This is a genomic window from Streptomyces sp. NRRL F-5123, from assembly GCF_000721495.1.
Lineage (GTDB): Bacteria > Actinomycetota > Actinomycetes > Streptomycetales > Streptomycetaceae > Actinacidiphila.
On the sequence record NZ_JOHY01000020.1, the window covers coordinates 19,336 to 35,933 of the forward strand.

18 protein-coding genes are annotated in these 16,598 nt (G+C 73.4%); 6 read left to right on the plus strand and 12 right to left on the minus strand.

Translation table 11 applies throughout. The features are described 5' to 3' along the window. Positions 1-41 precede the first annotated feature (41 nt). The 9 genes from IH54_RS0118560 to IH54_RS0118605 all read right to left on the minus strand — a co-directional run bounded on the left by IH54_RS0118560 (position 42) and on the right by IH54_RS0118605 (position 6,869). A complete protein-coding gene (locus tag IH54_RS0118560) occupies positions 42-488 on the minus strand; it encodes an ester cyclase (RefSeq protein WP_031518178.1) in 447 nt (148 codons plus the stop codon). Beyond that, the gene (locus tag IH54_RS0118565; protein WP_159011927.1) at positions 451-1,374 is read right to left on the minus strand and encodes an MBL fold metallo-hydrolase; all 924 of its coding nucleotides are present in this window, start codon (positions 1,372-1,374) and stop codon (positions 451-453) included. Before IH54_RS0118565 ends, IH54_RS0118560 begins: the two co-directional genes overlap by 38 nt. Positions 1,375-1,379: 5 nt before the next feature. Beyond that, positions 1,380-1,820, minus strand: coding sequence for a nuclear transport factor 2 family protein (locus IH54_RS0118570; RefSeq protein WP_031518182.1), 441 nt, complete (start codon positions 1,818-1,820; stop codon positions 1,380-1,382). A 5-nt stretch (positions 1,821-1,825) separates the two neighbouring features. After that, positions 1,826-2,158 (minus strand): antibiotic biosynthesis monooxygenase family protein, encoded by a 333-nt coding sequence (locus tag IH54_RS0118575; RefSeq protein ID WP_031518185.1) that lies wholly within the window; start codon positions 2,156-2,158, stop codon positions 1,826-1,828. Next, on the minus strand, positions 2,155-2,796 hold the full coding sequence (locus IH54_RS43360; protein ID WP_234343606.1) for a cupin domain-containing protein: 642 nt from the start codon (positions 2,794-2,796) through the stop codon (positions 2,155-2,157). Before IH54_RS43360 ends, IH54_RS0118575 begins: the two co-directional genes overlap by 4 nt. A gap of 400 nt (positions 2,797-3,196) precedes the next feature. Continuing rightward, a complete protein-coding gene (locus IH54_RS0118590) occupies positions 3,197-3,817 on the minus strand; it encodes a LuxR C-terminal-related transcriptional regulator (protein WP_159011931.1) in 621 nt (206 codons plus the stop codon). Between the two features lie 249 nt (positions 3,818-4,066). Then, on the minus strand, positions 4,067-5,323 hold the full coding sequence (locus tag IH54_RS0118595) for a beta-ketoacyl synthase N-terminal-like domain-containing protein (protein ID WP_052397602.1): 1,257 nt from the start codon (positions 5,321-5,323) through the stop codon (positions 4,067-4,069). Further along, complete coding sequence (locus tag IH54_RS0118600) at positions 5,320-6,624, minus strand: beta-ketoacyl-[acyl-carrier-protein] synthase family protein (RefSeq protein ID WP_031518190.1); 1,305 nt, start codon at positions 6,622-6,624, stop codon at positions 5,320-5,322. Before IH54_RS0118600 ends, IH54_RS0118595 begins: the two co-directional genes overlap by 4 nt. Next, the gene (locus IH54_RS0118605) at positions 6,621-6,869 is read right to left on the minus strand and encodes an acyl carrier protein (protein ID WP_159011933.1); all 249 of its coding nucleotides are present in this window, start codon (positions 6,867-6,869) and stop codon (positions 6,621-6,623) included. Before IH54_RS0118605 ends, IH54_RS0118600 begins: the two co-directional genes overlap by 4 nt. A 224-nt stretch (positions 6,870-7,093) precedes the next feature. On the opposite strand from IH54_RS0118605, the gene IH54_RS0118610 reads away from it, so the two are divergent. The 6 genes from IH54_RS0118610 (at position 7,094) to IH54_RS0118635 (ending at position 12,032) form a co-directional block, all read left to right on the plus strand. Further along, entirely contained in the window at positions 7,094-7,945 is an 852-nt protein-coding gene (locus tag IH54_RS0118610; protein WP_031518192.1) for an SAM-dependent methyltransferase, read from the plus strand. Positions 7,946-8,031: 86 nt separating this feature from the next. Then, positions 8,032-8,733: a class I SAM-dependent methyltransferase gene (locus IH54_RS39930; protein ID WP_031518193.1), complete on the plus strand. Its 702-nt coding sequence runs from the start codon at positions 8,032-8,034 to the stop codon at positions 8,731-8,733. Continuing rightward, positions 8,733-9,419, plus strand: a complete 687-nt coding sequence (locus IH54_RS0118620; protein ID WP_159011935.1) for a sensor histidine kinase — start codon at positions 8,733-8,735, stop codon at positions 9,417-9,419. Before IH54_RS39930 ends, IH54_RS0118620 begins: the two co-directional genes overlap by 1 nt. Then, complete coding sequence (locus tag IH54_RS0118625; protein ID WP_052397603.1) at positions 9,416-10,111, plus strand: response regulator; 696 nt, start codon at positions 9,416-9,418, stop codon at positions 10,109-10,111. The genes IH54_RS0118620 and IH54_RS0118625 overlap by 4 nt, the downstream gene beginning before the upstream one ends. Then, the gene (locus IH54_RS0118630) at positions 10,111-10,965 is read left to right on the plus strand and encodes a class I SAM-dependent methyltransferase (protein WP_043181478.1); all 855 of its coding nucleotides are present in this window, start codon (positions 10,111-10,113) and stop codon (positions 10,963-10,965) included. The genes IH54_RS0118625 and IH54_RS0118630 overlap by 1 nt, the downstream gene beginning before the upstream one ends. Then, on the plus strand, positions 10,965-12,032 hold the full coding sequence (locus IH54_RS0118635; RefSeq protein WP_031518197.1) for an FAD-dependent monooxygenase: 1,068 nt from the start codon (positions 10,965-10,967) through the stop codon (positions 12,030-12,032). The genes IH54_RS0118630 and IH54_RS0118635 overlap by 1 nt, the downstream gene beginning before the upstream one ends. A gap of 77 nt (positions 12,033-12,109) precedes the next feature. Here IH54_RS0118635 and IH54_RS0118640 read toward each other — a convergent pair whose 3' ends face one another. The 3 genes from IH54_RS0118640 to IH54_RS0118655 all read right to left on the minus strand — a co-directional run bounded on the left by IH54_RS0118640 (position 12,110) and on the right by IH54_RS0118655 (position 16,017). Further along, positions 12,110-13,114 carry a tyrosine-protein phosphatase gene (locus IH54_RS0118640; RefSeq protein WP_031518198.1) on the minus strand — a complete coding sequence of 335 codons (1,005 nt, stop codon included), beginning with the start codon at positions 13,112-13,114 and terminating at the stop codon, positions 12,110-12,112. A gap of 30 nt (positions 13,115-13,144) precedes the next feature. Continuing rightward, positions 13,145-13,720 carry a PadR family transcriptional regulator gene (locus tag IH54_RS0118645; RefSeq protein WP_031518199.1) on the minus strand — a complete coding sequence of 192 codons (576 nt, stop codon included), beginning with the start codon at positions 13,718-13,720 and terminating at the stop codon, positions 13,145-13,147. Between the two features lie 266 nt (positions 13,721-13,986). Next, positions 13,987-16,017 carry an ABC transporter ATP-binding protein gene (locus tag IH54_RS0118655; RefSeq protein ID WP_078862333.1) on the minus strand — a complete coding sequence of 677 codons (2,031 nt, stop codon included), beginning with the start codon at positions 16,015-16,017 and terminating at the stop codon, positions 13,987-13,989. Positions 16,018-16,598: the final 581 nt, after the last annotated feature.

A 16,598-nucleotide genomic window follows, 5' to 3' on the forward strand; every position in this document is an offset into this window, starting at 1 on the left:
CGACGAAATCCCGGATGGGGACGCGGGGGCCGGGGCGCCGGTCAGGCGCCGGCGTTCTCCCGGCGGAAGGCGGAGGTGTCCGGCGGGGCGATCTGGCCCAGCTGGATCATCAGGACGTGCAGGTCGTTGCAGGCCCAGTGGTCGCTGACCTTGCCGTCCCTGACCTTCGCGATGTGGATCTCGTTCCAGCTGATGACCCGGCCGGTCGGCTCCGCGCCGAAGACCAGGCCCTTGTGGGTGCCGGTGAGCTTGACGTGCTGGATGACGTATTCGCCGTCCTCGAAGTCGCGGATGATCTCGGCCTTGAGGTCGGGAAAGCCCTGCCGCTCGATCTTGATGACGGACTTGACGCCCTCGCGGCTGGTGTCCATTCCGGGAGGCGCGTTGTGGTTGACGAAGTCCTCGGTCATCAGCTCGTCGAGGACCTCGGTGTCGCCCTTCGAGAACGCCTCAGTGAGAATGCGGCGAATGTTGACCTTGTCGGACACGGTGTTCTCCTTCGAATGGCTTGCCGGTCATCTCGGCAAGGGCTACCTGGATGTTCACGAGGGTTCGTTCGGGTTCGAGCCAGCCCGCCGCCGGGCCCGGGTCGAATGACGACCAGACCGTTTCCGCGGGCAGTTCCTCGGCGTGCGCCAGCCGCGCGGCGGCCAGCACCCGGTCGAAGTAGTCGGCGAGGTCGTGCAGGGCGCCGATCCCGGCCGGGACGCCGTGGCCGGGTACGACGGCGGCGGGCTGCAGCGCGATGAGCCGGTCGAGGGCCGTACGCCAGCGGCTCACCCGGCCGTGCACCGCGAGCGGGGTGACCCCGGCGAAGCACAGGTCACCGCTGACCAGCACCTTCTGTGCGGGCAGCCATACCGCGAGGTCGGCCGCCGAGTGGGTGTCGGTGAATTCGAGCACCTTCGCCCCGGAGGGGAGGGCGCGTTCGATGCCGTCGGGGGGTACGGGCTCGGCGGCGACGCTGTCCCAGTCGGCGAGCCGCGTCGCGAAGCCGGGCATGACCTTCGCGAGCAGGGCGGGCAGGCCGCGCTCGCCGATCATCTTGCGCATGCCGGCCACCGTGCGCGGGTGGGCGACGATGGGCACGTCGTCGAAGAGCAGGTTCCCGCCGATGTGGTCGGTGTGGATGTGGGTGTTGACGACGAGCCCGGGGCGGCGGCCGCGGCGCTCCAGCGCGGCCGGGATCGCGGCCGCCATCTCCGGCAGCAGCATGGTGTCGACGACCGTGACCGGCTCGCCGAGCAGCAGCACGCTGTTGGACTGGCCCGCGCCGCCGTCGCCGTTGACGAGCGCGACGACGCCGTCGGCGACCTCGACCTCCCGGACCTCCGGGACGGCCTCCAGCGAGGCCCCCGGTATGCCGGCCGGCACGGCCGTCACACCTTCCAGGACGTGCCGGCCCCGCCGCTCTTCCCCTCGCCGGCCTTGGCGGCGTGCAGCTGCTGGATCTGCTGGATCAGGCCGGTGCGGTCGAGCATCGCGTGCCAGGACACGATGCGGCCCGCGTCCGCGCGGATCACCTCGATGACGTTCCAGGTCAGCCGGGTGTCGGTGCCCTTGGGGATGCCGGTGAGCGTCAGCTCGACGGCGAGCGCGGTGCCGTCCCCGGATTCGACGATGCTGTCGACCTTGTGCTCCAGCTCGGTGTAGAGGCCGCGCTGCTGGGCGAACATGTCACCGAGCCGCTTGGCGCCCTTGGTCTCCTGGCTGGCGGTGCGGATCTCCACCTCGCCGTCGCACAGGTCGTACAGCAGGAAGCCGTTGACCTCCTCGACCGCCTGGTAGACGGCCTCCCACAGTTCGCGGGCGGTCTTCATGGTCGTCATTTCCCTTCGCCGGACATGATCCAGTCGACCTGGTAGACGTGTACGTCCACGTTGTCGGCGTATTTGTGCAGCTCGGTGATGAGGGCGCGGCCGGCCTCGCTGCGGATGTGCTCCTGGAAGGCGGCCAGGGTGCTCCACTGGGCGTAGTTGGTGACCCGGGTGCCGTCGACGGAGCAGTGCACGTTCGCGGAGACGAACCCGGGCATGTGCCGGACGATGTCCTCGGTCTCCCTGCGGATGGCGGCGGACAGCTCCTGCTGCTTGTCCGGCGTGCAGTGGAAGACGTTGATGTACGTCATGAGCCGGTCCTCGGCGGAGATCGTGCTCATGGCCGCGCCCCCGCCGTCGTCCCCGACGTGCCCAGCGTCTCGGCGACGACCGTGAAGCTGCGGAACTCAGGGTCGGAGTAGCAGGCGCGCATCGGCCGGACCAGCTCCTTGTGCTCCTCGGACTTCTCCCAGGTGAAGAAGTCGGCGAGCGACGTCCACTCGCTCACGATGAGCCAGCTCGCCGGGTCGTCCGGCGCCTGGCAGATCTGGTCGCGGATGTGGCCGCGGGTGGCCGCGACGCTGAAGCGGACCTTCTCGTAGGCGGCGAGGAACTCCTCCCGCCTGTCCTCGGCGACCTTCATCCCGAACAGCACGCGGGCGGTGCCCGCGGCGGTGTCCTCCTGCTCGGCGTCCTCGGACCCCTCGGCCCCCAGCACCTCGGTGTCGATGTGGGCCAGCGACGGGTCCGGGGCGAGCGGGCCGATGTGGTAGACGGTCAGCGACTCGGTGGTGCCGACGTTCCGCAGCCGGTGCCGCTTCCCGATGGGCACGTAGATCCCCTCGCCGGCGCCCACCGCCCATTTCTCGCCCTCGACCTCCAACTGGAGATCTCCGGTGATGTTGTAGAGGAACTCCTCGCCGTAGGGGTGGAAATGCTCCACCACATGCTCGCCGGGCTGGAGGATCGCAGTTCCCATGTAACCGGACCTGCTACCCACCGAACCCGGGTGGAGCACCATGCGCAACTGGCCGCCGCGCGCCCGATAGGGCTCTATTTCCTCGGCGCGGATCCGGCCTACCCGTGAATCACTCATGAGGAAATCCTCGCCGTCGGGCGGCCGCTGCCGCATCGGAATTCTGCCGCGAATTCCCTGCGGGAATTCCGCGGCCGGACTACGGGAAACCCGCAGGCCGGGAATCCGGGAATCCGGGAACGGGTCCGCCCCGGCGCCGGCGCGCGGGGCGCCGGCGCCGGGGCGGACCCGGTGGAGCGGGGTGGGGCGGTGGAGCCTGGTCGGGCCGGTGGAACGGTGGGGTTCGGTCGTGCCGGGCCGAGCGGTGGGGCCGGCGGGTCCGGCAGAGCGGTGGCGGGCCCGGTCAGCCCACCGCCGCGTGCGTCCGGAAGCCGTGCGTGCAGGCGTACACCGCCAGCTGGGTGCGGTCGCGCAGGTCGAGCGCCCGCAGCAGCGAGGAGATGTGCGTCTTCACGGTGGGCCGGCCCAGTTGGAGCTGGTCGGCGATCTCGACGTTGGTCAGCCCGTGGCCGATCAGACCGAGGATCTGCCGCTGCCGCGGGGTGAGCTTGACCGTTTCGCCCGGTCCTGCCGGGGTCTCGTTGGGGACGTTGTAGCGCAGGGTGCTGACCAGCTCGCCGGCCACCTGCGGGTCGAGGGCGACACCGCCGCGGTCGACGGCGCGTATCGCGTCGACCAGGACCTGCACAGGGGTGTCCTTGTGCAGGAAGCCCTGGGCGCCGCCGAGCAGCACCTTGATCGCGGTGCCCGCGTCCAGGCTCGCGGACAGCGCGAGGACCTTGACGCCCAGCCCGTCCGTCTGGCTGACCAGCTGCCGGGCGAGCAGGTGCTCGACGTCGAAGCCGTCCAGGTCCATCAGCAGCACGCGTGGCCGATGATCCCGCAACAGCCTGGGACTATAACTCTCGGTGTCGAATTCGACCACGACGTCGATACCCGGGACACCGCACAGAACCGCCATCATTCCTGCCCGGTACACGCCAGGACCACCGCAAACTGCGACAGGCAACAAATCGTCTAAACCACGTACAATGTCCATCGAGACCCCCGCAGAGTGATAAACCATCTGTGGATTTGTGGGACAGACAGCACTGCCATCCGCAGGTGGCTCCCCTTCGGCGCGCACGCGTAATCAGTGGAGCCGGTGTAATCGGCGCCAAGCGCACTTGCACCGAATACCGGTACCGCATGTCCCGGGTCTGACGGCGTCGGCTCATCTCCCCCCGGCGGCAGGGGCGTCCGCGCCGTGCGGCGGGAGTGCGCGCAGCACCAGCGCGCTGTTGAAGCCGCCCTGGCCGCGCGCGGCCACCAGCACCGCCCGCAGCGGACGCTCGCGCGGTTCGCGGACGAGGTCGAGGCCGTACGCCGGGTCCGGGTCGTCGAGATTGCCGACCGGCGGGATCACCCCGGCCCGCATCGCCAGCAGCGCCGTCGCGACGTTGAGCGCGGAGCCGCCCGCGAGCAGCCGCCCGGCCAGCCCCTGCGGGGCGGTGACGGGGACGCCGAACGGGCCGAAGACGGCACGCAGCGCGCTCGCCTCGGCTGCGTCGGCGTCCGGGCGGCCGGCGCCGTCCGCCAGCACCATGTCGATGTCGGACGGGACCAACCCGGCCCGCTCGACGGCGAGTTCGACGGCGCGGGCGTACTGCCGGCCGTCCGGCGCGGTGTCCCGGTAGTGGTGGGCGTCGTGGGTGGCGGCGTAACCGGCGAGGGTGGCGTAGCCGGCGGGCCCGGACCTGGCGCGTACCGCCTCCTCGTCCTCGACCAGCAGCACCGCGCCGCCCTCGCCCGGGACGTGCCCGGCCGCCGCGCGGTCGAAGGGCTTGTAGCCGGCCCTCGGGTCGGTCGCCGTGGACAGCTTGCCGCCGGCCATCTGGGCGGTCAGCGCGTACGGGGCGATCGGCGCCTCGGTGCCCCCCGCGAGCACGGCGCCGGTGCCGCGCCGGATCGCGCGGTCCGCCCAGCCGAGGCTGTCGAGGCCGGACGCGGCGTCCGCGACCAGCACCCCGCAGGGGCCCTTCGTGCCGTGGTGGATGGCGAGTTGGCCGGTGCTCGCGGCGTAGAACCAGGCGATCGACTGGTAGACCCCGACCGCCTTGCGGCCCCGGCTCCACAGCGCCTGGATCTCGCGCTGCCCGAATTCGTTGCCGCCCGAACCGCTGCCCAGGATCACGGAGGTGGCGTACGGGTCGTGCGCGGCGGGGTCGTAGCCGGCGTCGTCGAGGGCCATCGCGGTCGCGGCGAAGGCGAGCCACGTCCAGCGGTCGGTCTGGATCGCCAGTCGGCCGGGGACGTGCGCGTCCACGTCGAAATCCGGGATCTGGCCCGCCAGTTGTGTCGCGTAGCCGCGGGCGTCGAAGGAGTCGATGCGCCGCACCGCCAGCTCCCCGGCGAGCGTCGCGCGCCAGTGCTCGGCGGCGCCGACACCGGTCGGCGCCACCACGCCGAGCCCGGTGATCACGGCGGTCATCGGGTCACCGCCGTGAGGACGACGGCCGACTGGAAGCCGCCGAAGCCGCTGCCGACCGACAGCGCGGCGGCCACCCGGTGGTCGCGCGCGGTGTTGGGCACGTAGTCGAGGTCGCACAGCGGGTCGGGCTCGGAGTAGTTGGCGGTGGGCGGCACGACGTCGTGCTCGATCGCCAGCGCGGTCGCGGCCACCTCGATGGAGCCGATCGCGCCGAGCGAGTGCCCGACCATGGACTTGATGGAGCTGACCGGCACCCGGTAGGCGTGCTCGCCGAGGCTCGCCTTGAAGGCGGCGGTCTCGTGCCGGTCGTTCTGCTTGGTGCCGGAGCCGTGCGCGTTGACGTAGTCCAGCGCGGTGGGGTCCAGCCGGGCCTGGTCCAGCGCGCTGCGGATGGCGACGGCCATCTCCGCGCCGTCCGGGCGCAGTCCGGTCATGTGGAAGGCGTTGCAGCGGTTCGCGTAGCCGCGGATCTCGGCGTAGATGTGCGCGTCCCGCCGCCGGGCGTGCTCGTACTCCTCCAGGACGAGCACCGCGGAGCCCTCGCCCATCACGAAACCGTCGCGCGTGGCGTCGAAGGGGCGGGAGGCGTGCGCGGGGTCGTCGTTGCGGGTGCTGGTGGCGCCGATCGCGTCGAAGCAGGCGATGGAGATGGGGGTGATGGGCGCGTCGCTCGCGCCGGCGAGCGCGACGTCGGCCATGTCGTCCTGGATGAGCTGGTACGCCTGGCCGATCGCGTCGATGCCCGAGGTGCAGCCGGTGGAGATCACCGACGCCGGGCCGTGCGCCCCGAAGCGGAAGGCGACCTCGGCCGCCAGGCTGCTGGGTATCCACGCCTGGTAGAGGAAGTCGGAGGCGAACTGCGGGTCGACGAGCCAGTTGCGGCCGCCGTCGCTCGCCACGACGTACTCGTCCTCGAGGCGGGTGCTCGCGCCGACGGCGCTGCCCAGGCACACCGCCATCCGGTCGTGGTCGACACCGCCCGGGCCCTCGGCGTCCAGCTCCAGGCCGGAGTCGGCCACCGCCTCGTCGGCGGCGACCAGCGCGAACTGCACGGAGCGGTCGTTGCGGAAGACCTCCTGCCGGGTCAGGCCGGCGGCCAGCGGGTCGAAGTCGACCTCCGCCGCCAGTTGGGAGCGGAACTGCGCGGGGTTGAACAGCGAGATCCGCCGGGTGGCGGTGCGCCCGTCGGTCAGCATCTGCCAGAACGCCTTGCGGGTGGCCCCGCCGGGGGCGACCACCCCGATCCCGGTGACCACGATCCGCCGTCCGCCGCCCGGAGGGCCGGCCACGGGGCCGCTCATCGTGCCCGCTCGCTCAGTCCCTCGTTGACCAGCGCCACCAGCTCGCCGAAGGTCGCATGGGCGTGCTCGTCCTCCAGCGCGATCCCGTAGCGGTCCTCGATCTCCGCCCTGACCTGGAGCTGCGCCAGCGAGTCGAGGTCGACGTCGCTGAGCGTGGCGCCGGGGTCGGCGGTCACCGCGGAGCGGGGCAGTCCGGTTTTGACGACCAGGATCTCCATCAGCTCGTTAATTGTGAATGTCGGCACAGCGATTCCCCTTTCACATTTACAGCAACGGAACCCGGCGACTCAGGTTACGCAATATCCGGCAGGAATATCTTCAGCCCAGAGAACTAAATCGACTCATACCCGAGAACGAGGCCCACCCATCCTCGGGGACGAACCTTTGCCGACCGGAGGAATTATTGACGCAATTTCCGGGCCGGTGCTTCACTGGCGTCAATTGATTTCCCGATTGCGAGGAGACGGTAATGGACTCGTCAGCAGCGGCCTCCGTATCCGCGGCGCCGGCCGGCGCCGGGGTCACCTCGGTCGCGGTCGCGATGGCCAGGGCGCTCGAATCGGCCCGGCCCGACCGGATGTTCCACGACCCGTACGCGCAGGGGTTCGTGGACGCGGCCAAGGACGTGCTGGAGCCGGCCGAGTGGCCCTCGCTGGAGGCGTGGGTCGACCTGTTCTACTCCCGCGGGGTCGTCCGCACGCGCTTCATCGACGACTACGTGTGCGAGGCGGTGGCCGGCGGCTGCCGGCAGGTCGTCATCCTCGGCGCCGGGCTCGACGCGCGCGCCTTCCGGCTGCCGCTGCCGGACGCGGACGTGTACGAGGTCGACACCCCGTCCGTCTTCGGCTTCAAGGACGCGGTGCTGGCCGCCGCGGGCGCGAAGCCGACCGCCCGCTCCCGCACCGCCGTGCGCGCCGACCTGCGGGAGAACTTCGCCGCCCGGCTCGCCGGGCACGCCTTCGACCCCGCCCGGCCCACCGCGTGGGTCGCCGAGGGCGTACTGCCGTACCTCACCGGCGAGCAGGCGCGGAAGGTCGTCGGGGACGTCGGGCGGCTGTCCGCGCCGGGCAGCAAGCTCGTCTTCGAGCACTCCGACAAGGCCGGCCCCGACCCGCGGGCCAAGAACGCCGCCCTCAGCACGCCGGGCGCGGACCGGATCAGCGCGATGGTGCGCGGCGGCCTCGGCCCGGAGGGGCGGGACTGGGTGGCGGGGCAGGGCTGGAGCCTGCACGTGACCGACCGCGGCGAGTTGGGCGCGCGCTACGGGCGGCCCGACGGGCGGCTGCCGGGCGGCCAGTTCGTCACCGCGACCCGCGTCTGACGCGGCGGGGCCGAAGTCCGCCGCCGAACGCCGACGAACGCCCACGAACGCAGAGGACCGCGAAGGACGCCGAAGGATTGACTGCCATGGAATCGAACCGCGCGCAGACCGAACTTTCCGAACCGACGCAGGAGCGCATTCAGGCGGGTGCCGAGTCCTATCGGCGGCCCATGCTCGCCGCGTACGACCTCTTCGTGCTCGGCATGATGAGCCGCTTCATGTGGCGCTGCCCGCGCAGCAGAATGCTGGCACACTACAACCGCCACGCCGGGGCCGCGCATCTCGATATCGGGCCGGGCACCGGATGGTTCATGGACAAATGCAGATTTCCGGTGGAATCCCCGTCGATCACCCTGCTCGACCTCAACGAGGTCGTCCTCGCGACGGCCGCGCACCGCATCCGGCGCTACCGGCCCGAGATCCGCACCGGTGACGCCTTCCAGCCCTTCGACACGCTCGGCGGCGCGCGCTTCGACTCGGTCGGCATGAACTTCCTGCTGCACTGCCTGCCGGGCACGATGGCGCAGAAGGCGGTGGTCTTCGACCACGTCACGCCCCATCTGCGGCCCGGGGCCCGGGTGTTCGGCGCCACCGTGCTGGGCCTGGGCCCGCACCACAGCAAGCGCTCCGGCAAGCTGCTGGCCAAGCTCAACCGCAGCGAGGTCTTCAGCAACCTGGCCGACCGGCAGGACGACCTCGCCGAGCAGCTCGGCGCGCGCTTCACGGACGTCGAGACGGTCCGCTCCGGGACGGTCTGCCTGTTCGCCGCGCGCCACCCGGGGGCGTGATGAGCGGCGAACCGTCCGTATCGGCCCAGGCGTTGCACGACGGAGTGCTGCAGGGCCTGGCCGTCGCCCGCATCCGGCTGGGCCGGGCCCTCGCGGGGCCCGGCCCCGTGCCCCGCGAAGTGGCCGAGGAGTTACGGGAGTTGCTGGACGGCGAAATCGCGGGGCTGCGGCGGCTCATCGCGGGGGACGGCTCCGTGGCCGCCGGCCCCGCGGACGCCCCGGACGACCCGGACACACCGGATGCCCCGGACACACCGCCCCACGAGGACCTGCCCAGCGCGCTCGCCGCCACCGCAGCGCACCTCCAGTCGGCGACCGGCGTCCGGATCCGCGTCGACAACCACACCGCCGGGTCCGGGAGGTGGACGGGCAACGACCTCGTCGCGTATCGGATCGTCCGGGAGGCCCTGCACAACACCGCCCGGCACAGCGGCGCCGCGCACGCGTGGGTGTCGCTCGCGGCCTCCGGGAGCCGGCTGGTGTGCGTCGTGTCGGACGACGGCCACGGGTTCCTGCCCGGCCGGGCGGCCGCGCCCCGCGCGCACTTCGGGCTCGGCGCGAGCTACGCCCGCGCGCGGGCGGCGGGCGGCTACCTCGCCGTACGGTCCGGCGGCGACGGCACCTCCCTCACCCTCTCGCTGCCCCGGCAGCCGCACACGCCGTCCGACGGAGGGACCCGGCGATGACGAGCCCCGACCGCGCGAGCACGACCGTGCCCTCACACGCACCCGCACCCGCCCCTTCGCCCGCACCCACCGTCCTCATCTGCGACGACCACCCGGTCGTCCGCTACGGCATCCGCACCCTGTTGGACGGCGAGCGCTACCGCATCGCGGGGGAGGCCGCCGACCTGCCCGGCACCGTCGCGCAGGTCCGCCGGCACCGCCCCGACGTGCTGCTGCTCGACCTGAGCTTCCTCGGCACCCTCAGCCTCCCCGTCCTGCCGACCGTACGGGCGCTGTCCCCGGCCACCCGGGTGCTCGTCCTGACCATGCGCAACGACCTGGACTCCGCGCGCGACGCGCTCGCCGCCGGGGCCCACGGCTTCCTGCCCAAGGACGCCGCCGCCGAGGAGCTCGTCGCCGCCGTCGACGCGCTCGCCGCCGGCGGCCGCTACCTCCAACCCGCCCTCGGCGCAGCCCTGCTGGACAGCCCCGCGGGCCCCGACGGTCCGCTCAGCCGCCGCGAGCGGGAGGTGCTGGGCCTGATCGCCGACGGCCTCACCCACCCGCAGATCGCCGACGAACTGGGCCTGTCCGTCCGCACCGTCGAGGCCCAGCGGGCCTCGATCAAGGTCAAGCTCGGCGTCAGCCGCCGGGCCGAACTGATCAGCCACGCACGACGGTTGCGGCTGACCACGACAGGAGGAGAGCGCTGATGCAGACGGGCCGGCCCAGCCGCACCGCGATGAGTTCGGCGCACGCCCGCGCCGCCCACCAGACGGCCGACTCGGCGCGGGTCTTCGCCGATCCGCTGGCGGCGCGCATCCTGCCGTCCGCCGCCGGGCCGGGCAGACCCGCGGGCGGTGCGCCGCACGGCATGCCCGCCGAGGTGCGGCTGTTCATGGCGCTGCGCCACCGGGTCGCGGAGGACGCGCTGCTCGCCGCGACCGGCACCCGGCAGGTGGTCATCCTCGGGGCGGGCCTCGACACCTTCGCGTACCGCAACCGCAATCCCGCCCTGCGGGTCTTCGAGGTCGACCTGCCCGCCACCCAGGAGTGGAAGCGGGAGCGGCTCGCCGCGGCCGGCATCGACGTCCCCGACACGGTCGTCTTCTGCCCGGCCGACTTCGCCGAGCAGACCGCCGAGTCGGCGCTGGTGGCCGCCGGGTTCGACCGCGCCGCGCCCGCGTTCTTCCTGCTGCTCGGGGTGGCGCCGTATCTGGAGCGGGAGGCGCTGCTGGACACCGCCCGCTTCGTCGCGGGCCTGCCCGCGCCCGCCGAGCTGGTCTTCGACTACAACCAGCCCGCCGCCGCGCTGCCCCCGCACCGCAGGCCCGCGCTCGCCGCGCAGGCCGAGGCCATGGCCCGGATGGGCGAGCCGTGGCGGTCCTTCTTCACCCCGCCGGAGATCGCCGCCGAGCTGGCCGACGCGGGCTTCGGCAGCATCGTCGACGTCGGCTGGCGGGACTGCGTGACGCGGTACGACCTCGACCCCGCGCTGCCCGACCTGTTCGGCGGCCGCATCGTGCACGCCCGCACGTCGTCGTCCCCCTACGAGAGGAGCCAGTGATGCACGCCCTGGTCATCGGCGGCGGGGTGGCCGGTCCGGCCACCGCCGTCGCGCTGCGTTCGATCGGCGCGGAGGTCACGATCTGCGAGGCCCGCCCGGCGGAGGACAAGGACGCCGGGCTGTGGGTCATGCTCGCCCCCAACGGCCTTGCCGCGCTGGACGTGCTGGGCCTGAAGGAGGCGGTGCTGCGCGAGTCGCTCGCGGGCGCGGCCGGTCCCTCCGGCTTCGCGCCGATCCGCCGGGCCGGCCTCTACCGGGTGCTGCGCGAGGCCGCGGCGGCGGCCGGGGCCCGTATCGTGCACGACCGCAAGCTGGTCGCCGCGGACACCTTCGCGGACGGCGTGGTCGCGCGCTTCGCCGAGGGGCCGGCCCTCTCCGGCGACCTGCTCGTCGGCTGCGACGGCATCCACTCCCGCACCCGCACGCTCATCGACCCGGACGCGCCGCGGACCCGCTACGTCCCCCTGCTCAACCTCGGCGGCTTCGCCTCCGGCGTGGACGCCCCCGGCGAGCCGGCGCAGCTCCAGTTCGTGCCCACCCCCAAGGGCTTCTTCGGCTACACCGTCTCCGGCAGCCGCGAGGTGTGGTGGTTCGCGAACCTCCCCTGGGGCGCCGAGCCCACCCGCGCCGAGCTGGCCGCGATGGACCGCGCCGCCCTGACCGCCCGCCTCCTGGACACCTTCTCCGCCGCGCCGCGCTTCGTCTCCGACGTCATCCGCGCGACCTACACCGACCTCTACGCGCTGGCCACCCACGACCTCCCCACCGTCCCCGTCTGGAGCCGCGACCGCCTCGTCCTCCTCGGCGACGCCGCCCACGCCACCACCCCCACCTCCGGCCAGGGCTCCTCCATGGCCCTGGAGGACGCCGTGGTCCTCGCCAAGTGCCTCCGCGACCTCCCCTGGTCCCAAGCCCCCACCCGCTACGAGCAGTTGCGCCGCACCCGCGTGGAGTCCATCGTCGCCCTCGGCGCCCGCGCCTCGGCGGCCAAACTCAACGCCGACCTCCCCGACAACTCCCTCGATTGGGTCCTCGACCACCGCATCGACTGGCCCTCCCGCGTCTGAGAGCCCGCTGTCGGAGCGGCCCGTACACGCCTGAGGGGCGCGGCGAACCCGCCGCGCCCCTTTCGGTGTTCGCACCCTCAGACCACCAGCTTCTCCCGCAGCGCGGCCAGCGTCTGCGCCGTGACGCCGCACGCGGTCGTGAGGTAGGAGTCGATCGAGCCGTGGCGCTCGCGCAGCGTGGCGAGGGTCGCGGACATCGCGGAGCGGGGGGCGCCGAAGACGGCGTGGTAGCGGGATTCGTCGAGGCCGAGGCGGCGCAGACGGGGGAGCATCGCGGTCAGGCGCTGCTCGCTGTAGTGGCGGCGGCTGAGGGTGTAGTCGTCGAGGATCGCGGGGGTGGGGACGCCGAGGGCGGACAGCAGGAGGGCGGCGGCCATGCCGGTGCGGTCCTTGCCCGCGGTGCAGTGGACGAGGGCGGGGGCGCCGTCCGGGGTGGCCAGGGCGGTGAGGACGCGGCCGAAGGTGGCGGCGTCCTGGTCGGCCATGTCGAGGTAGACGCGGTGCAGGAAGTCGTCGGGCAGGTCGTCGAGGCGCCCGGTACGGAAGAGGTCGCCGAGCAGCGTCGTACGGGACGCGTCGCCGCCGATGTCGTACGGCTCGTGGCGGACGGCGGCGGGGAGCGCCGAGGGGGCCTTGGCGCGCTCGTCGGGGGTGCGCAGGTCGTAGGCGACGCGCAGGCCGAGCGGAGCGAGGGCGGCGAGGTCGGCGGGGGTGAGGCGGTCGGGGGCGTCGGCGCGGAAGACCAGGCCCCAGCGGGTGCGGCCGCCGCCTTCCGTGGGGTAGCCGCCGAGGTCGCGGAAGTTCGTCGCGCCCTCCAGCGGCAGCACGCGTTCGGCGGCGAGCACGGCGGGGCCGCCGCCCGTGGGGGCGACGCGCACGTAGTGGCGTCCGGGCCCGAGCCCGTCGAGGGCGATCCGGCGGGCGCCGTCCACGACGCGGGCGACGGGCGGGCCGCTGCCGGCCGCCTCGGGCGTCGGCCCGACCGCGACCTCCACGGCACCCGGGCCCGCCGCCTCCCACGTCACGTCGAGCCCGCCCGTGGCGCCGCGCACCACGTCGACCGCCAGCACGACCGTTCCCATGTGCTTCCTCCGCTCGTTGACGAAGTGCGCTTACGTACGGCCTTCCGGCCAGGGCAGCTCGCCCGCCTCGATCCCGGCGGCCACCCGGTCGAGCCAGGCCAGTTCGGCGACCCGCAACGCCTGGGCGTAGTCGGCCTCCAGCGTCACGACCCGCGGCAAGTGGGCGGTGTCGGCGTCCAGTTGGGCGGCGACCCGGTCGTGCTCGGCCTGGATCGCGGCGCGCCGCTCCCGCAACAGCGCGGCGGCGGTGGCGGGTTCGAGGTCGAGGATGTGCGCGAGCCCGGCGACGAAGACCGGGAAGTCCTGCGCGGGGCTGCGCAGGTAGTCCCGCACGAGCGCCTCGGCCACGGCGACCCCCTCGTCGGTGATCGCGTACACCGTCCGCTCCGGCCGCGCGCCCGCCCGCTCCGACGTCACGCTCGTGACGAGCCCGGCCTCGGCGAGCCGCCGGATCGCGTCGTAGAGCGACCCGCCGCGCATCTTCACGACCTCGTCCACATGCCGCTCCCGCACGAGCGCCTGGATCTCGTACGGATGCCTCGCCCGCTCCCTGAGCAGGCTCAGCACCGCCAGCGTGAGCGGGGTCCGCACCGCGCGTGCCGCCATCCCGCCCCCTCCCCTTGACCGACTTCGATTACCCGAGTTCGACTATACTCCTCGGGTCCCCTACGTGCGGCCCGCATCCGGAATGCCGCTTACATGGACGTATGCGACGGTGAGGGGGGAACGGGAGGAGGGCGGAGCGATGAGGGCGTTGGAGACGATCGGGTTCTCGCTGGCGGTGATCGCGATCTGCGTCGGCACGCTGCTCGTGCTCATGGGCGGCACGAAGTACCAGCGCAAGGACTGAGTTCGGGAGGTCCGCGGGCGGGTCACAGCGTGGTGGGGGCGCGCTCGGTCTCGCGGTCGTTCTGGAGTGTCCACAGGTCGTGGAAAAGTCCGGGGGAATCGCGCAGCTCGGCGAAGGTGCCGTACTGGACGAGGCGGCCGCGGTCGAGGACGGCGATCTTGTCGGCGACGACGACATTGGTCAGCCGGTGCGTGACCAGGACGACCGCGCGGTCGGCGGCGAGCGTGCGCAGGCCGGTGAAGATGCGGTGCTCGGCGCGCGGGTCCAGGGCAGCGGTGGGCTCGTCGAGCACCAGCAGGCCCGCGTCGCGGTGGAAGGCGCGGGCCAGCGCCACCCGCTGCCACTGGCCCCCGGACAACTCCTGGCCGCCCCACCACTCGCGGGCCAGCAGCGTGTCGAGGCCCGAGCGCAGCGCGTCCACGACGTCGTCGGCCCCCGAGGCGAGGGCCGCGGCGCGTACGGCGTCGTCCGCGCCCGCCAGCGGCTGGCCGAGGGTGATGTTCTCGCGGGCGGTCAGCGGCCACTTCGCGTACTCCTGCGGGACGACCGCGACCCGCCGCCAGGCCGCCTGCGCGTCGAGCGTGCGGGTGTCGGCGCCGTCCCATGTGACGCTGCCGCTGCCGGGGAGGTAGAGGGCGGCGAGCAGCTTGCTCAGCGTCGTCTTGCCCGAGCCGTTCTCGCCGACGAGCGCGAGCACCTCGCCGCGCCGCACCTCCAGGCTGACGCCGTCCAGGGCGGGCCGCTCGGCGTGCGGGTAGGTGTAACCGAGGCCCTCGGTACGGACGACGGCCGGGCCGTACGGCACGGTGTCCCCGCGGTCGACGCGGTGGCCGCCGGCCTCGTCCAGGAAGTCCGACCAGTCGTCGAGGTACATCCCCGTACGGAAGATGATCGCCCCGTAGCCGACGACCCCGCGCAGCCCCGTCCCCACCGACCGCAGCGCGAACGTCGCCGTCCCCGCCGCCGCGACCGACACCCGCCCCGTAGCGATCAGCCACAGCAGCGTCGCCCACACCGCGCCGGACGCCACCCCGCCCGCCAGACTCCCTGCCAGCGCCATCTTCGCCGCCCGCCACGCCGCCCGGTCCGTCGCCGCGTCCACCCGCGCCCCGGCCGAGCGGTACTTGCCCAGCAGGAAGCCCGCCATCGTGCCCGAGCGGATCTGGTCGGCGTTCTGCTTGTCGACCAGGTACCAGCGCAGGATGCCCAGCAGCCGCCGGTCCTTCATCGTGTCCAGCGAGGCCAGGTACGTCAGCCGCGCCGCGCGTACGCCCGCGATCGCCTGCGGGGTCGACGCGAGCACCAACAGCGGCAGCAGCACCGGGTGGACGGTCGTCAGCACCGCCGCCGCCGCTACCAGCGAGGCCGCGGCCGCCAGCACGCTCTGCGACTGGTTCAGCAACTCCTGCGACACCTCGACCCCGCGGTCGGCGGCGTCCCAGCGGTCGTTGTAGCCGGGGTGGTCGTACGCCGCCAGCTCCGCGTGCGTCGCCGCGTCCAGCAGCCGCAACTCCGCCTCACGCGAGATCCGCGGCGCCAGCCGGGTCGACAGCGCCGTCACCGCTATCCCCAGCACCGCCCGCAGCCCCGCCGCCGACGCCAGCAGAACGAGCGAGGGCGCGGCCTGGTGCAGCCGCGCGGCGATGTGCCCCGACCCGATGACGGCGGTGATCGTGCCCGTCATCGCCAGCAGCCCCAGTGCCTCCAGCACGCCGGAGACCACCTGGCACACCAGCAGCGCGACCACCGCTGCGCGGTCCACCTGCCACGCCATCCCCAGCGCACGGCCGATGAGCTGCGGCAGCCGCCGCGCCATCGCCCCGAGCGTGATCGCCTTGCCGGCCTCCAGCCGCCGGTCCCCGGGGAGGTCGAGCTTCAGCACTTCCGCGTTCGCGGGGCCCGCGGGGCTTGCAGGGTTTTCGGGGCTGCCGGGCTTCGCGGGGCCCGCGGCTATCTCGGCGCCGGGCGACTCGTCCTGCGCCGCCGCGGAGCCCCCCTCCCCCGCGGTACCGCCCGCGCGCTGCCCCGGTGAGCCCGATCGCCGCTTCGTCATGACCCCGCCTCCCCCACCCGTGGTGGTCTCGCGACGCGGCTCATGGCGTGTCGGCCGCGATCCGGCCCACCAGTGTGCTCCCGCCGCCCACCCCGGCACCGCCCCCGCCGCAAACCTCGTCCGGCGCGCGGACGCATGCCCCCCGCATATGGCGTACGCCGGAGCGCACCGCGCCACCACGCGAGGTGAGCGTTGCCCCGCCGCCCGCTCCGAATGGCTTGCGCTACCGCGCGTCCGGCGGCGAGCGCTTTCGGGTGCAACCGCACCGCGGGGCGAACGCTTCCCCCGCCCGCCCCGGACGGGCCCGCGCCGCCACGCGAGGGGTGCGCGTTGCCCCGCCGCCCGCTCCGAATGGCTTGCGCTACCGCGCGTCCGGCGGCGAGCGCTTACGGGTGCGACCGCACCGCGGGGCGAACGCTTCCCCCGCCCGCCCCGGACGGGCCCGCGCCGCCACGCGAGGTGAGCGTTGCCCCGCCGCCCGCTCCGAATGGCTTGCGCTACCGGCGTCGGGCGGCGAGCGCTTTCGGGTGCGGCTGCACCGCGGGGCGGACGTTCCCCCCGCCCCGGACGGGCCTGCGCCG